The organism is Enterovirga aerilata (assembly GCF_013044135.1).
In the GTDB taxonomy this organism is placed as follows: Bacteria; Pseudomonadota; Alphaproteobacteria; order Rhizobiales; family Beijerinckiaceae; genus Enterovirga; species Enterovirga aerilata.
Genome location: NZ_JABEPP010000004.1, coordinates 154,473 through 170,289 on the forward strand (window position 1 = coordinate 154,473; position 15,817 = coordinate 170,289).

12 protein-coding genes are annotated in these 15,817 nt (G+C 70.1%); 5 read left to right on the top strand and 7 right to left on the bottom strand.

All coding sequences use genetic code 11. The annotated features are described in order from the left end of the window. Positions 1–21 precede the first annotated feature (21 nt). Entirely contained in the window at positions 22–4,824 is a 4,803-nt protein-coding gene (locus tag HJG44_RS14690; RefSeq protein ID WP_171219137.1) for an NAD-glutamate dehydrogenase, read from the top strand. 105 nt (positions 4,825–4,929) lie between these two features. Here HJG44_RS14690 and HJG44_RS14695 read toward each other — a convergent pair whose 3' ends face one another. Continuing rightward, positions 4,930–5,166 carry a BolA family protein gene (locus HJG44_RS14695; protein WP_171219138.1) on the bottom strand — a complete coding sequence of 79 codons (237 nt, stop codon included), beginning with the start codon at positions 5,164–5,166 and terminating at the stop codon, positions 4,930–4,932. A gap of 21 nt (positions 5,167–5,187) precedes the next feature. Continuing rightward, a complete protein-coding gene (gene purL, locus HJG44_RS14700; RefSeq protein ID WP_171219139.1) occupies positions 5,188–7,425 on the bottom strand; it encodes a phosphoribosylformylglycinamidine synthase subunit PurL in 2,238 nt (745 codons plus the stop codon). Between the two features lie 176 nt (positions 7,426–7,601). Between purL and HJG44_RS14705 the strand changes: the two genes are divergently transcribed. The 4 genes from HJG44_RS14705 to HJG44_RS14720 all read left to right on the top strand — a co-directional run bounded on the left by HJG44_RS14705 (position 7,602) and on the right by HJG44_RS14720 (position 10,366). Continuing rightward, positions 7,602–8,891: a vWA domain-containing protein gene (locus HJG44_RS14705; protein ID WP_171219140.1), complete on the top strand. Its 1,290-nt coding sequence runs from the start codon at positions 7,602–7,604 to the stop codon at positions 8,889–8,891. Between the two features lie 131 nt (positions 8,892–9,022). After that, on the top strand, positions 9,023–9,475 hold the full coding sequence (locus tag HJG44_RS14710; protein ID WP_171219141.1) for a DUF4112 domain-containing protein: 453 nt from the start codon (positions 9,023–9,025) through the stop codon (positions 9,473–9,475). Beyond that, on the top strand, positions 9,472–9,882 hold the full coding sequence (locus HJG44_RS14715; protein ID WP_171219142.1) for a hypothetical protein: 411 nt from the start codon (positions 9,472–9,474) through the stop codon (positions 9,880–9,882). Before HJG44_RS14710 ends, HJG44_RS14715 begins: the two co-directional genes overlap by 4 nt. Before the next feature lie 10 nt (positions 9,883–9,892). Continuing rightward, the gene (locus HJG44_RS14720; protein ID WP_171219143.1) at positions 9,893–10,366 is read left to right on the top strand and encodes a TrmH family RNA methyltransferase; all 474 of its coding nucleotides are present in this window, start codon (positions 9,893–9,895) and stop codon (positions 10,364–10,366) included. Here the strand turns inward: HJG44_RS14720 and HJG44_RS14725 are convergent. The 5 genes from HJG44_RS14725 to HJG44_RS14745 form a co-directional block, all read right to left on the bottom strand. After that, complete coding sequence (locus HJG44_RS14725; RefSeq protein ID WP_171219550.1) at positions 10,351–11,199, bottom strand: CheR family methyltransferase; 849 nt, start codon at positions 11,197–11,199, stop codon at positions 10,351–10,353. The two genes, HJG44_RS14720 and HJG44_RS14725, sit on opposite strands and share 16 nt — an antisense overlap. Next, on the bottom strand, positions 11,199–12,236 hold the full coding sequence (cheB, locus tag HJG44_RS14730; RefSeq protein ID WP_171219144.1) for a chemotaxis-specific protein-glutamate methyltransferase CheB: 1,038 nt from the start codon (positions 12,234–12,236) through the stop codon (positions 11,199–11,201). Before cheB ends, HJG44_RS14725 begins: the two co-directional genes overlap by 1 nt. A gap of 74 nt (positions 12,237–12,310) precedes the next feature. After that, positions 12,311–12,676 carry a response regulator gene (locus tag HJG44_RS14735; protein WP_171219145.1) on the bottom strand — a complete coding sequence of 122 codons (366 nt, stop codon included), beginning with the start codon at positions 12,674–12,676 and terminating at the stop codon, positions 12,311–12,313. Beyond that, complete coding sequence (locus HJG44_RS14740) at positions 12,673–13,188, bottom strand: chemotaxis protein CheW (RefSeq protein WP_171219146.1); 516 nt, start codon at positions 13,186–13,188, stop codon at positions 12,673–12,675. Before HJG44_RS14740 ends, HJG44_RS14735 begins: the two co-directional genes overlap by 4 nt. Beyond that, positions 13,185–15,776 carry a hybrid sensor histidine kinase/response regulator gene (locus HJG44_RS14745; RefSeq protein ID WP_171219147.1) on the bottom strand — a complete coding sequence of 864 codons (2,592 nt, stop codon included), beginning with the start codon at positions 15,774–15,776 and terminating at the stop codon, positions 13,185–13,187. Before HJG44_RS14745 ends, HJG44_RS14740 begins: the two co-directional genes overlap by 4 nt. Positions 15,777–15,817: the final 41 nt, after the last annotated feature.

Genomic DNA, 15,817 nt, shown 5'->3' on the forward strand with positions numbered 1-15,817 from the left:
GCCGGCCACCGGAGGCTTTCGATGAGCGCGGATCTGGCGAGCGGAGATCGACGCCCGGCAGGGGCGGCCGCCTCCGAGGCGGCTGCGGGCTTCAAGCAGCTCCTGTTCCGCCGCGTTCCGGCCGAGGACCTTGCGCTGTGCGGGCCCGAGATCCTGGCCGTCCTCGCCCGCGGCGCGCTCGCCCACCTGGCCGAGCCGCGCGAAGCCGGCACGAGCTCGGTCCGGTTCACCGATCACGAGATCCCGGGCGGGGCCGGCACCCGGCACGTCACCGTGCTCGAGGCGGTGAACGACGACATGCCCTTCCTGCTCGATTCGACGCTCGCCGAGCTCGTCGAACGCGGGCTCGAGCCGAGGCTCGTCGCGCATCCGATCCTCGCGGTCGAGCGCGGGCCCGACCGGTCGCTCGCCCGTCTTCTCGGCGAGGCCGCGACCGAGCCGCGCGGCGTCGCGCGCGAAAGCCTGATCCACATCCATCTCGACCGACTGGACGAGGCCGAGCGCGACCGGCTCCGGGCCGGGCTCGACCGCGTCTACGCCGATGTCCGGGCGGCCGTCTCGGACGGCGAGCGCATGCGCTCTCAGCTCCAGGCGCTCGCGGCCGAGTACCGCCAGAGGCCGCCCGCCCTCGAACCAGCCGAAATCGACGAGGCCGCCTCGTTCCTCGAATGGCTGGCCGCGGGCAACTTCATCCTGCTCGGCGCCCGCGCGCACCGCATCCTGGAGGGCGAGGTCGCGTCCGAGGCGCTGGAGGGCTCGGGCCTCGGGCTCCTGAGCGACCCGGCCATCAACGTCCTGAAGCGCCGCGGCGAGCTCGTCGCGGTCACGCCCGAGCTGCGCGCCTTCCTCGACCGGCCGCGGCTGCTCTTCATCACCAAGGCGAGCGTGAAGTCGCGCGTCCATCGGCGCGCCTATCTCGACTATGTGGGCGCGAAACTGTTCAGCCCCTCGGGCCGGCTCTGGGGCGAGTTCGCGCTGGTCGGCCTGTTCACGGCGACCGCCTATACGAGCTCGATCGCAGGCGTCCCTTATCTGCGGCGCAAGGCCGCCCGCATCCTCGACCGCGCCGGCTTCGATCCCGCGAGCTTCGACGGACGCTCCCTGACGCAGGTGCTGGAGGTCTTCCCGCGCGACGAGCTGTTCCAGATCGACGAGGACACGCTCTTCGCCTTCGCGCTCGACGTGCTGCATCTCGCCGAGCATCCGCGCATCCGCGCGCTGATCCGGCCGGACCGGTTCGGCCGCTTCGTCTCGGCGATCGTCTACGTCCCCAAGGACCGCTACGATTCGGATGTCCGGCGCCGGGTCGGCGAGTATCTCGCGAAAAGCTTCGACGGGCGCGTCTCGGCCGCCTATCCGGCCTATCCGGAAGGGCCGCTCGCGCGCACCCACTTCATCATCGGGCGGGACGGCGACACGGTGCCGGACGTCCCGCGCGAGGAGATCGAGCGCGGCATCGCCGAGATCGTCCGCACCTGGTCGGACAAGCTCGCCCACGCGCTCGATTCCGCGCTGCCGCCGGCGCGGGCGCGCGAGCTCTCGGCCCGCTACGCGGAGGCCTTCGGGGCGGCCTACCGGGACGCCTTCGAGCCGGCGCAGGCGGTGACGGATATCGACACGATCGAGCGCCTGTCGGAGGCGCGGCCGCGCGCGGTCGATCTCTACCGGCGCGAGGGCGACCCCGCCGAGCGGGTGAACCTCAAGCTCTTCTCCCGCGGCGCGAGCCTGCCGCTCTCGGACCGCGTGCCCCTGCTCGAGCGACTCGGCTTCCGGGTGGTGAACGAGCGCACCTACCGGATCGCGCCGGCGGGCTCGGAGCCGTCCTCCCGCATCTGGCTGCACGACATGGCGCTGGAGCGCGCGACCGGGGCGCCGATCGCCATCGAGGAGATCGAGGCCCGCGTCGAGGCGGCGCTGCTCGCGATCTTCCGCGGCGTCACGGAATCGGACGGGTTCAACAAGCTCGTCCTGGAGGCGGGGCTCGGCTGGCGCGAGGCCGCGCTCATGCGCGCCTTCGGCCGCTATCTCCGCCAGGTCGTCATCCCCTACGGGCAGGAATATCTCGCCTCGGTCCTGGCCCGCCACCCGGCCATCGTCGGCCAGCTCCTGGCCCTGTTCTACGCCCGCTTCGACCCGCACCCGGCGGAAGGCCGGCCGGGCGAGGAGGAGGTGAGTCGCGAGCTCGCCGGGCTGCTCGCCGAGGTCGCCAGCCTGGAGGAGGACCGCATCCTCCGCCGCTTCCTGAACCTGATCGAGGCCTGCGTCCGGACCAATTTCTTCCGCATCGGCGAGAACGGGCTGCCGGTCGAGACGATCGCCTTTAAGTTCGAGGGCGCGCGCGTCGAGGAGCTGCCGAAGCCGCATCCCCTCTACGAGATCTTCATGAACTCGCCGCGGCTCGAGGCGCTGCATCTGCGCTTCGGCAAGGTGGCGCGCGGCGGCATCCGCTGGACCGACCGGCCGCAGGACTTCCGCACCGAGATCCTGGGCCTCGTGAAGGCGCAGCAGGTGAAGAACGCCGTGATCGTGCCGGTCGGCGCGAAGGGCGGCTTCTTCCCGAAGCTCCTGCCCCCTCCCGGCGATCGCGCGGCCTGGATGGAGGAAGGGACGCAAGCCTACCGTCTCTTCATCCGCACGCTCCTGGACGTCACGGACGACCTCGAGGGCGACCGCGTCGTGCCGCCGCCGGACGTGCTGCGCCGCGACGGCGACGACCCCTATCTCGTGGTCGCGGCCGACAAGGGCACGGCCACCTTCTCCGACACCGCCAACGCCATCTCGCTGGAGCGGGGATACTGGCTCGGCGACGCCTTCGCGTCAGGCGGCTCGCAGGGCTACGATCACAAGAGGATGGGCATCACGGCGCGCGGCGCCTGGGAGGCCGTGAAGCGCCATTTCCGCGAGATCGACATCGACATCCAGGCCGAACCCGTGACGGTCGTCGGCGTCGGCGACATGTCGGGCGACGTCTTCGGCAACGGCATGCTGCTCTCGCGCGCGATCAAGCTCGTCGCCGCCTTCGACCACCGCGACATCTTCATCGACCCCGATCCCGATCCGGCGCGCGCCTGGGCCGAGCGCAAGCGCCTGTTCGACCTGCCGCGCTCGAGCTGGGCCGATTACAACCGCGCGCTCATCTCGGCCGGCGGCGGCGTGTTTTCGCGCTCGTCGAAGTCGATCCCGCTCTCGCCGGAGGCCCGGAAGGTGCTCGGCCTGGACAAGGCGGACGCGACCCCGAACGAGGTGATGAGCGCGATCCTGTCTGCGCCGGTGGGGCTCCTCTTCTTCGGCGGCATCGGCACCTATATCCGCGCCTCCGACGAGACGGATGCCGCGGCCGGGGACCGCGCCAACGACCCGATCCGGATCGCCGGGTCCGCCGTGCGGGCCAGGGTGATCGGCGAGGGCGCCAATCTCGGCATGACCCAGCGCGGCCGGATCGAGGCCGCACGGCACGGCGTCCGGCTCAACACGGACGCGATCGACAACTCCGCCGGCGTGAACACCTCCGACGTGGAGGTGAACATCAAGATCGCGCTCGCCATGCCGGTCCGGGACGGACGGCTCGACGGGGAGGCGCGGAACGCGCTGCTCACCGGGATGACGGACGAGGTGGCCCGGCTCGTCCTGCGCAACAATTATCTCCAGACCCTCGCGCTCTCCCTCGCCGAGCGGCGCGGCATCGGCGATCTCGGCTTCCTGGAGCGCCTGATGAGCGTGCTGGAAGGCGCCGGGCGGCTCGACCGCCCGCTGGAATTCCTGCCCGGTACGGCCGAGATCGAGGCGCGACGGGCGCAGGGAGCCGGCCTGACCCGGCCCGAACTCGCGGTGCTTATCGCCTATGCCAAGCTCGCGCTGCACGACGAGCTGCTCGCGAGCGCGGTGCCCGACGACCCGTATCTCGGCCGCGAGCTCGAGCGCTATTTCCCGGTCCCCCTGCGCGAGCGTTTCCCGGACGCCGTGGCGGGCCATCGGCTGCGGCGCGAGATCATCGCGACCCAACTCGCCAATGCCATCGTCAACCGCGGCGGGCCGAGCGTCGTCACGCGTCTTGCGGACGAGACGGGCGCGGATGCCCCGACGATCGCGGCGGCCTATGCGGCGACCCGCGACACCTTCGGCCTGCTCGCGCTCAACAACGCGGTCGATGCGCTCGACGGCCGGATTCCGGGCGCGCTCCAGCTCGAACTCTATGCCGCGATCCAGGACCTGACGCTGTCCCGGATGGTCTGGTTCACGCGCAATGTCGATTTCCGGCAGCACCGGCTCGACGAGGTGGTCGGGCTCTATGCCGCCGGCATCGCGGAGGTCGCGGAAGTTCTGGATGCGGCGCTCGCGCCCGCCTCGCGGGAGGGATGGGCGGCGCGCACGGCGAGGCTCGTCGCCGGCGGCGTCCCCGACGACCTCGCCCGGCGGATCGCCGCGCTGCAGGACCTCGTCGCCGCGCCGGACATCGTGCTCGTCGCGAACCGCACGGGCCGGCCGGTGGTGGAGATCGCCCGCATCCATTTCGCGGCAGATGGCCTGTTCGGGCTCGGCGAGCTGGCGGGCTCCGCCGCAGCCATCCCGGTTACCGACCACTACGACCGGCTGGCGCGCGACCGGGCCGTGGACGCGCTGGCGGCAGCGCACCGCCGGCTCACGGCCGAAATCGCCGCACGGGACGGCGAGGCCGGTCCGGACCGCGTCCGGGCCTGGGCGACCACACGGGGCGGCGAGGTCGAGCGCATCCGCGGCGCCGTCCAGGCGATCGCGAGCTCCGGCCTCACCGTTTCGAAGCTCACGGTCGCGGCGAGCCTCCTGGCCGATCTCGCAAAGGAATGAGGCGGGCACAGGCGGCATCTTGATCGATGGCTGCCGAGGCAGCGCTCGCCAAGCTGGCCCCGGGCCCTGCCGCGCTTCGTCTTGCCTAATGCCGGAGCGGCTGAGCTACTCCGCCGGGGCGCTCGTGGTCAGGGCCAGCGCGTGCAGGACCCCGCCCATGTTCCCCTTCAGCGCGCCGTAGACCATCTGGTGCTGCTGCACGCGGCTCTTGCCGCGGAAGGCCGCGGACGTGACCGTCGCGGCGTAGTGGTTCCCGTCGCCGGCGAGATCGCGGATCTCAACGCTCGCATCCGGCAACGCCTCCTTGATCATGCGCTCGATCTCGGCCGCATCCATGGCCATGGGTGGAAGCTCCTCTATGCGTCAGGCCGCGAGCTCGAGCTCGGGCGCGGGCCCGGCCATGTAGTCCGGCAGCCAGGATTCATGCGCCTGCTTCAGCTCGGCGATCCCGATCGGCTCGTCGGCCCCGAGCGTGACCGTGTCCCCGCCCGTCACGCCGAGATACCAGGTCGGGATTCCGAGGGCATGCGCCTCCTGCCTCACCTCGTGCAGGTCGGCGGTGGCGACGGTGAGCACGTAGCGCGCCTGGTCCTCCCCGAAGAAGAAGGCGTGGGCAGGCACGCTGGAGGGCAGGTCGCGGGGCTGGACCGCGATCCCGATCCCGTTCGGCATCGCCATCTCGGCGAGGGCCACGGCGAGCCCGCCATCGGAAACGTCGTGCACCGTGTCGGTGCGCCTGGACCGGATCAGGCCGCGGACGAAATCGCCGGTCCGGCGCTCGGCCGCGAGGTCCACGGGCGGCGGCGCCCCCTCCTCCCGGCCGCAGACGTCGCGCAGATACACGGACTGGCCGAGCCAGCCGGCCGTCTCGCCGAGGAGCAGCACCGCATCCCCGGCGCGCTTGAAGGCGATCGAGGCGCGTACCGCAACATCGTCCACGAGCCCGACGCCGCCGATCGTCGGAGTCGGCAGGATGCCTGTGCCGTTGGTCTCGTTGTAGAGCGAGACGTTGCCGGACACGATCGGGAAGTCGAGCGCGCGCGCCGCCTCGCCGATGCCGCGGATGCAGCCGACGAGCTGGCCCATATATTCGGGCCGCTCGGGATTGCCGAAGTTGAGATTGTCCGTCAGCGCCAGCGGCAGGCCGCCCACCGCCGTGATGTTGCGCCAGGCCTCGGCCACGGCCTGCCGGCCGCCCTCGACCGGGTCGGCCTCGCAATAGCGGGGCGTGACGTCCGTCGTGAGCGCGAGGCCCTTCGGCCCGTCCTCCACCCGGACGATGGCGGCGTCGCCCCCGGGACCGCCCACCGTATTGCCGAGAATCAGGCTGTCATACTGCTCCCAGACCCAGCGCTTCGAGCAGAGGTCCGGCGAGGCGATCAGCCTAAGCAGCGCCTCGCGCTCCGAGACCGGCGGCTCGACGCTCTCGGGTGGAATGACAGGCTGATAGGTGTTCGACAGGTGCGGCCGGTCATAGACCGGCGCCTCGTCGCCCAGCTCCTTGATGGGGAGATCCGCGACCGTCTCGCCGCCGTGCTTCACCACGAAGCGGAGCGTGTCGGTCGTCCGGCCGATCACCGCGAAATCGAGTCCCCACTTGCGGAAGATGGCCTCCGCGACCTCCTCCATGCCGGGCTTGAGCACCATGAGCATGCGCTCCTGGCTCTCCGACAGCATCATCTCGTAGGCGGTCATTCCCGTCTCGCGGGTCGGCACCGCATCGAGATCGAGCTCGACGCCGAGATTGCCTTTGGCGCCCATCTCGACGGCCGAGCAGGTGAGGCCCGCCGCGCCCATGTCCTGGATCGCGACGACGGAGCCGGACTGCATCAATTCGAGACAGGCTTCCAGAAGCAGCTTTTCGGCGAAGGGATCGCCGACCTGCACGGTCGGGCGTTTCTCCTCCGAGGATTCGTCGAAGGCCGCCGAAGCCATGGTCGCGCCGTGGATGCCGTCCCGGCCGGTCTTCGAGCCCAGATAGACGATCGGGTTCCCGACCCCGGTCGCGGCCGCGTAGAAGATCGCGTCCGTCCGGGCGAGGCCGACCGCCATCGCGTTGACCAGGATGTTGCCGTCGTAGCGGCGGTGGAACCCGACCGAGCCGCCGACGGTCGGCACGCCGAACGAATTGCCGTAGCCGCCGATGCCCGCCACCACGCCCGCCACGAGATGGCGCGTGCGAGGATGGTCCGGCGAGCCAAAGCGGAGCGCGTTCAGGGCCGCGATCGGGCGCGCGCCCATGGTGAAGACGTCGCGCAGGATGCCGCCCACCCCCGTCGCCGCGCCCTGATAGGGCTCGATGAACGAGGGATGGTTGTGGCTCTCCATCTTGAAGACGCAGGCGAGGCCGTCGCCGATGTCGATGACGCCGGCATTCTCGCCCGGTCCCTGGATCACCCAGGGCGCGGTGGTCGGCAACGTGCGCAGATGGATGCGCGAGGACTTGTAGGAGCAGTGCTCGTTCCACATCGCCGACACGATGCCGAGCTCGACGATGGTCGGCTCGCGACCGATCAGGTCGCAGAAGCGCTTGTACTCGTCCTCGGTCAAGCCGTGCTCGCGCACGAGCTCGGGCGTGATCCGCACATCCTTCGAAGCCATGGACATCCGTTCAGACTGATCGGGGGCGATTAAGGCCTGACGCACCCGCTGGCAACGCGCGGCGAGGGTCGGTCGCCAGGGATCCGCGTCGGTCTGTGCCGAAACGGCACGGAATCGGCTGGCACGCGCATCGCTCAACTCCCTCCGCAGGCGGACGGAAGACCGGGAGGCGAGAGATGCGGGTGCTTCGGCGTTTCAAGGCGGACCAGCAGGGCGCGACCGCAATGCTCTTCGGCCTCGCCGCCCTTCCGCTCCTGGGCGCGGTGGGCGCCGCGGTCGATTACGGCCGGGCAGCGAATTACCAGAGCCGGATGCAGCTCGCGGCCGATGCGACGGCGCTCGCCATCGTGCGCGAGCCCTCGACCCTCAATGCCCGCGAGATCCAGCAGAAGGGCGAACTCTACCTGACCAACACGCTCCGGAGCGAGCCGAACACCCGGCTCGGCGCCGTCTCGGTGACGCGGGTCGGGAACACGGTCACGGTTTCGGCCGCGGCCACGATGGACACCGCGCTGATGAAGGCGGTCGGCATCAGGACGATGCCGATCGGCGCCAAGTCCGAAGCGGTCTGGGGCTCCGGGACGGAGAAGATCGAAGTCGCACTTGTCCTCGACAATACCGGCTCGATGGATCGGTATATCGGCGGGAAGCGCCGGATGGACGAGCTCAAGGCGGCCGCGAAGGACCTGCTCAAGAAGTTCCGCACCCTGGCGGACCAGCCGGACAGCGTGAAGGTCTCGATCGTGCCCTTCGACACCGAGGTTCGGCTCGACGCGAACGCTTACCGTTACAAGCCCTGGTTCCGCTGGAACAACGAGAAGAAGGACAGGCCCGCCTGGACCGGCTACGTCATCGACCGCTACGGCAGCTACGCGACCTCCGACGAGGCACCGACGAGTTCGGACACGAACTCGCTTTTCGTGCCGCAGCGCAAGTCGGACTACTCCGCAGATCTCCCGGCGATCCGTCCGCTCACGTCGCTGAAATCGTACAGCGACTACACACAACTGAACGGCGTCATCGACGGCATGCAGCCGCGCGGCAATACGAACATCGCGCTCGGAGCGATCTGGGGGCTCGCCACCCTCTCCCGGAGCGAGCCTTTCACCGAGGGCGCCGCGTCGGGAACGAAGGGCGTCAAGAAGTACATGATCGTCCTGACGGACGGGGACAACACCGAAAGCCACATCGACGGGAAGAGCTACAACTCGCTCGCGGAGAAGAATGAGGCGAAGGCCCGCGCCATGGTCGCCGTTATGGACAAGACCACGCTGGCGGCCTGCCAGGCGGCCAAGGACGCCAAGGTTGAGGTCTTCACCGTCAAGCTGCTCGACGGGAACGAGACGATGCTGAAGAGCTGCGCGTCGAATTCCGGCAACTACTTCGACGTCCAGAATTCGGGTCAGCTCTCCAAGGTCTTCGAGATCATCTTCAACGCCATCTCCGGCACCCGGATCTCGAGCTGAGCTCGGCTGGGTTTCCCGGTCGGCCGGCGGCGATGCCGGCCGCTTCCGTTTTGGGCGATCGTCCCATTGCGGAGCACAGGGATGGGGGCCACATCTCCCCGTGCAGGCGCAAGACGCCCCTGGAGGAGGTGATGGCAGTCTCTCAAACCGCGATGTTCGAAGCCGTCGAGACCGTCAGCCCCAGCCGGTCCGACAGGCTCGCCCGGCTCGACGCGCTCGCGAACCTGATGGACAGCGCCCTCCTGGTGCCCGGAACCCGCATCCGCATCGGCCTCGATTCGGTGATCGGCCTCGTGCCCGGGATCGGCGATCTCGCCTCCGCGCTGATCTCCAGCTACATCATCTGGGAGGCGCGCCAGCTCGGGCTCCCGCGCTGGAAGATCGCCCGCATGGCCGCGAACGTCGCGCTCGACACGACCGTCGGGGCCATCCCGGTGGTCGGGGACGTGCTCGACGTGTTCTACAAGTCGAACCGGCGCAACCTGAAGATCCTGCGCGACCATCTCGCCCGGGAAGGGCGGAACCGGGTCGGCGGGGACGAGGTCATCGAGGCGGACTACACGGTCGTGCGGAGAGGTCGATGAGGCGGCTTCTCTGGGCGGCGGGCTGGGTCGGCGTTTTCTTCTGGTCGCTCTTCGCCCTGGCCGCCTACGGCCTGATCGATCTCGTCGGCGGCGCCTTCATGCGCAACGCCGACGTGTTCTCGAGCGATCCCGGCACCGTCGAGTGGCTGTTCAACCTGTTCGGCTGGATCCGCGGCTTCTCGACCTCCGCGGTCCTGGTGGTCTGGGGCCTGGTCTCCCTCGCGATCCTCGCGGTGCCGTGGCTCTTCGACCGGCTCACGGCGAGCCCTCCGCAGACGGGAGCCTTCCCGCCGCCCTCGCCGGCCGGCCGGGACGGCGTCATCGATCTCGGTCCCGGCGATTACACGGTAAGGCATCCCGAGCCGGACCGGCGAGGCCCGACGCCGCGGATCGGCCCGCATCGCTGAGCACGCGCGGTTGCGTCTCGCGCTCTATCAGCCCGACATTCCCCAGAATGCCGGGACCATGATGCGAATGGCCGCCTGCCTCGGGATCCCCGTGGACCTGATCGAGCCCGCCGGGTTCGACGCCTCCGACCGCAACCTCCGCCGCGCCGCGCTGGATTATCTGGATCAGCTGGAGCTCTGCCGCCACGTCTCCTTCGCGGCCTTCGACGCGGCCCGGCGCACCTCCGGCGCCCGACTCGTGCTCGCCACCACGCGCGGGGCGACACCCTATGCCGATTTCGCGTTCCGGCCGTCCGACATCGTGATGGTCGGGCGCGAATCCGCCGGCGTCCCAGATCTCGTGCACGAAGTCTCGGATGCCAGGGTCGTAGTTCCGATGCGGCCGGGCCTGCGCTCCCTCAACGTAGCGGTCGCGGCCGCGATGATCATCGGCGAGGGGCTGCGCCAGACCGGCTTTCCGGCCAGCCCTCAGCCCGCCAGATAGGCCCGCTCCGGCTGTGCGGCGGCGGTCGCGTGCAGGAAGAAGCCGCGGCGCTCCGGGTCGGCGACGAGAGTGCGCGTGTAGCCGAGCACCGTCTCGCTCGTCCCGAGGCACAGGGCGCCGTCTGGGGCGAGCACGCGCGCGAGCCGCTCGAACAGGGCGGTCTTGGTCGGGGCGTCCAGGTAGATCGCGAGGTTGCGGCAGAGGATCACGTCGAACGTGCCGAGCCCGCCAAAGTCCCTGAGCAGGTTCAGCACGCGGAACTCGACAGCCGACCGGAGCGCCGGTGAGATGGTCCAATCCGTCCCCGCTTGGCTGAAATGATCGAGCAGGTGCCGGACCGGCAGCCCGCGCTGCACCTCGAAGGTCGAATAGGTGCCGGCGCGCGCCCGCTCGACCGCGCTCGGCGAGATATCCGTTCCGAGGATCTCGATGGTCCAGCCTGCGGCCGGGAGCCCCATCTCCTGTACGATCATCGCGACCGAATAGGCTTCCTGCCCGGTCGAGGCGGCGGCGGACCAGATGCGCAGGCGGCGGAGCTCGGACCGGGCCTCGACGAGCCGGGGCAGGATGTCGGTCCGGAGCGTCTCGAAAGGCGTGCGGTCGCGGAAGAACATGGTCTCGTGCGTCGCCATCGCGACCACGGCGGCGTCGGCGAGCCCGCGATCCTCGCCCGATCTCAGCTTGCGCACGAGCTCGCCGAGGCTGCCGAGACCCGCGTCGCGACAGAGCGGGCGCAGCCGGCTCTCCGCCAGGTAGCGTTTCTCCGGCCCGAGATCGAGGCCGGAGCGCTGCTTGAGGAAGGCGCGGAGGAAGGCGAATTCGGCCTCGGTGATCACGGGAGCGCCGCCTCCCGGATCGCGGCCGCAATGCCGTCGAGCGGCACCACGCGCCGGGCCAGGCCTGCCTTCACGATGCTGCCCGGCATGCCCCAGACGGTACTCGTCGCTTCGTCCTGCACGATCACGGACGCGCCCGCCTCCACCAGGGCGCGGGCCCCGTCCGTACCGTCCGTCCCCATCCCGGTCAGGACGACGCCGAGCGCAGCCGGTCCGAAAAGCCGGGCCACATCCGCGAAGGTGACGTCGAGGGCGGGCCGGCAATGATGCAGCGGCGGCCCGGTCCGGAGCCGGATCACGGCAGCGCCTTCGCCGGACCCGAGGCCCATATGCCGCCCGCCCGGAGCCAGATAGAGGCGGCCCGGCCTGATCTCCTCGCCCTCCTCGGCCTCCGCAACCGCGAGGCCGGTCTGGGTGCGGAGCTGCTCGGCGAAAACCCCCGTGAAGAGCTCCGGCATATGCTGGACCAGCAGGATCGGCATGCGGTCGCTCACCGGACTCAGCCCGCGCAGGATCCGGCAGAGCGCGGCGGGCCCGCCCGTCGACGCGCCGATCGCCAGGACCCGCGGTCGGACGGTCGCAGGCAGGGCCGCGCGACGGAGGAAGCCCGGGAGGGGAGGCATGCCCCGGCCCGGCGTGCGGCGATGGCGCGCTGCGAGCCCGCGGAGCTTCAGCATGAGCTCTCCCCGGAAGGCGGCCGGACCGGCCAGGTCGCGCTGACTCTCGGGCTTGGTGAGGATGTCGACCGCGCCCCGCGCAAGGCACCCGAGCGAGATTTCGGCATTGCGGCGGGTGAGCGTCGACACGACGACGACCGCCAGGTCCGGGCGGCGCGCGAGCAGCCGCGCGAGAGTCGCAGGCCCGTCCAGCACGGGCATGTCGATGTCCAGGAGGACGATGTCGGGCCGGAGCACGTCGAACAGATCGAGCGCCTCCTGCCCGTTGGCCGCCCCGCCGACCACGCTGAAGCCGGGCTCGGCCGCGATCCAGCGTGAGAGGAAGCCGCGCACCACCGCGGAATCGTCCACGAGCATGACACGGATCGGCGCCGGCTCGGGGAGCCAGGCCGCCGTCGCGCACGGAGCCATGGGGAAAGCCCGGTCGAGGGTCAGACGACGCCGACCTCCTGGAGTTTCGCCGTCATGGTCTCGCGGTCGAACGGCTTCATGACGTATTCGTCCGCGCCCGCATGCATGGCGCGGGCGATGCAGGCGACGTCGTTCTCCGTGGTGCAGAAGACGACCTTCGGCGCCTTCCCGCCGGGCATCTTCCGGAGCGCCTTCAGGAACTCGTAGCCGTCCATCACGGGCATGTTCCAGTCGAGGAGGACGACGTCCGGCATCTCGCGCCGGCAGGCCATCAGGGCCTGCTGGCCGTCCTCCGCCTCGGTGGTGCGCATGGCGAGGCCTTCCATGATGCGGCAGGCGACCTTCCGGATGACGGCGGAATCGTCGACGACGAGGGCGTGCTTCATTGCGGGCTCTCCGGTGCTCGCGGGATGTCTGAAGGAACGGGCGCGATTTCGAGGACGGCGTCCACGTCGAGCACGACGAGGAGTCCGTCGTCGAGGCGGTGGACCCTGCGGGACAGCGCGGCCCAGGCGGGATCGAGGTGGATCGGGTTGTCCTCGCCCGCGTCCCGATCGACCGAGACGATCTCGCCGATGCGGTCGACCACGAGCCCGAAGGAATCCTCGCCCGCCTCGATCCCGATCGCCAATCCGCCGGGCTGGGCGGCGGGATGGGGCGGTAGCCCGAGCCGGGAATGGATGTCGAGGACGGTCACCACCCGCCCCCGCAGATTCGTGAGGCCGAGAACATCTGAGGGCGCGAGCGGCACGGGCGTGAGGCCGCCCAGGTTGAACACGTCGCGCACCCGCCCGATCGGGATCCCGAAGAGCTGACCGGCGATCACGGCCGTCACATAGGCTTCGCGTTCCGCGGGCTCCGGCCCGACGCGCTGCCCCTCGTCCGCGAGCGGCTTCATGCGGCGAGATTCCCAGGGGCGGGCGGGGCGAGTTCGGACAGTGCGGCGAGCAGGCCGCTGCGGTCGAACTTCGCCACGGAACGGGTGACACCGAGATCCCGCGCTCGTCGCGCCGTCTCGCCCGTGAGACGGGAGCCGAGCGCAACGACCGGGATGCCTGAAATCGCCGCATGCCGGCGCATGGCCTCCACCAGGTCAAGTCCCGGCCGGTCCGGCAGCTCCAGATCCGTGACGACGGCCGTGATGGGATGGCGAAGCAGCGTGCGCAGCGCCTCGTCCGCTGTCGCGGCCGTCCGCACCTCGTGCCCGGCCGCCTTGAGGACGGGCGTAAGCATGTCGCGGAAGAACGCATTGTCCTCGACAAGCAGCACGGTGGTGCCGAAGCCCCTGTCCGACCAGCCCTCCGCCGACGCGCGCGGGAGGAAGTCTGCAAGGTCGACGATTTCGGTTGCGCGCCCGCGCACGATCGCCGTGCCGACGAGGTCCGGACGGCCCGGCGCCCGCGTGATGGCGATGGTCTCCTCGACCACGTCCACGACCTCGTCCACCGCCAGGCCGAGCAGCACGTCCCGACAGGCGACGACGATCACGGGCTGCACGCCGTCCCGGCGCAGTTCCGTCCGTTCGTCAATGGGCAGGAGCGGCATGAGGCGGCCGCGATACTGCACGCTCGCCTGCCCGCCGGCTTGCTCGATCGAGGATCCGGGGATCTCCTCCAGCCGCGTGACGAGGCTGAGCGGCACGGCTTTCAGGCTGCGGTCCCCGCCCCGGAACACGAGCAGCGTCACGACTTCGGACCCGCGGCCGGCGGGTTGCCCGAGCCGCTGGACGGGTGCGGGCTCGAGGCTTCCGCGGAGGAGTTCCGCACCGGCCCGGCGGGCAATGCCGTTCGGATCGAGAATAAGCGCGACGGCGCCGTCCCCCAGGATGGTGTTGCCGGAGAAGAGCTGCAGATGCTTCAGCCGCCGGCACATCGGCTTGACGACGATCTCCTCCGTCTCGATCACCGCCTCGACGAGGAGGCCGAACCGGAACCGGCCGGCCTCCGACACGACGACGAAACCCGAATCGGCTGCCTCTCCCCTTGCGAGCCCCAGGATGGCTGCGAGGTCGAGCACTGGAAGAAGCCCGCCGTGAAGCCGGAGCAGCAGGGCGCCGTTGATCCGTTCCAAGACATGCTCCGAGCCGGGCCGCACGCGCACGAGTTCCTGGATGGCGACCTGCGGAATGGCGAAGCGCTCTCCCGCCGAGCGCACGACCAGGGCCGCCACGATGGCAAGCGTGAGCGGGAGCTTGATCTTGAATTTCGTGCCCCGGCCCGGCTCCGACCCAGTCTCGATCGTACCGCCGATGAGCTCTACGTTGGTCTTGACCACGTCCATCCCGACGCCGCGGCCGGAGACGGAATCGGCGACCGCCGTGGTGGAGAATCCCGGATGGAAGATCAGATCCGCGACCTGGGGATCCGTCATCCGGACCGCCTCGGCGGCGCTCACGAGATTTGTCTCGATGGCACGCCGGCGGATCGCCTCGTAATCGAGCCCGCGGCCGTCGTCCGACACCTCGATCGCGATCGCCCCTCCCTCCTGGTATGATGTGAGGGTGATTGTGCCCTGAGCCGGCTTGCCGGCGGCGCGCCGCTCGGCCGGCATCTCGATCCCATGCGCGGCGCAGTTCCGCACCATGTGGATCAGGGGATCGCGTATGATCTCGAGTATCTGACGATCGAGCTCGGTTTCGGCGCCCCGGGTGACGAGCTCGATCTCCTTGCCGAGCTCCGCCGAGAGGTCGCGCAGGAGCCGCGGCAGCTTCGCCAAGGCATTCCCGATCGGCTGCATGCGGGTCTTCATGATCCCGTCCTGCAGTTCGGCCGTGACCTGCGAGAGGCGCTGCAGCGGCGCACTGAGCGAGCCATCGTTCTTGGCCCGGCGCGCCGCCTCCAGGAGCTGGTTGCGGGTAAGGACGAGCTCGGACACCGTCGTCATGAGCTGGTCGAGGGTGTCGAGGGCGACGCGAACGGTCTGCGTCCGAGAGCTCGCGGCCTCCACATCGCCCGACGCGACGGACTTCCCGGGCTCGATCGCGCGAGAATCGGCCGCTTCACCCGGTCCGGGCGTCTCGCGAAAGGCGCGCTCCAGCACGTCGAGCGGCACCTCGCCCGTCCGAAGCGGGCGAAGCAGGACCTGGTTCGGTTCGGACGCGGGCAGGCTTTCGCTTGCGAGGCTCGCCTGCTCCAGCGCGGCGATCAGATCGTTGTCAGACCCGGCCGGCTCCGCCCCGATCCGATCGAGCTCCGCCATGATCAGCTTGATGCGGTCGATGGTCGCGAGAATGAGCGTGACGAGTTCGCTCGTGACCGGGGCGCCCGACCGGACCTGGCCCATGAGCGTCTCGGCCGCATGCGCGAGCGCCTCGAGCCTCGGCAGGCCGAGGAAGCCGCAGGTTCCCTTAATGGTGTGGACCAGCCGGAAGATGTTCCGGAGGATGTCGCGATCGGTCGGGTTGCGCTCAAACCGGACAAGCTCGACGTCCACCATGTCCAGGTGTTCGCCGGTCTCGGCCAGAAAATCCCGCAGGAGATCGTCCATGACGATCGTCGGCTCGACGCAACTCAGGAATTTGAGTGGCG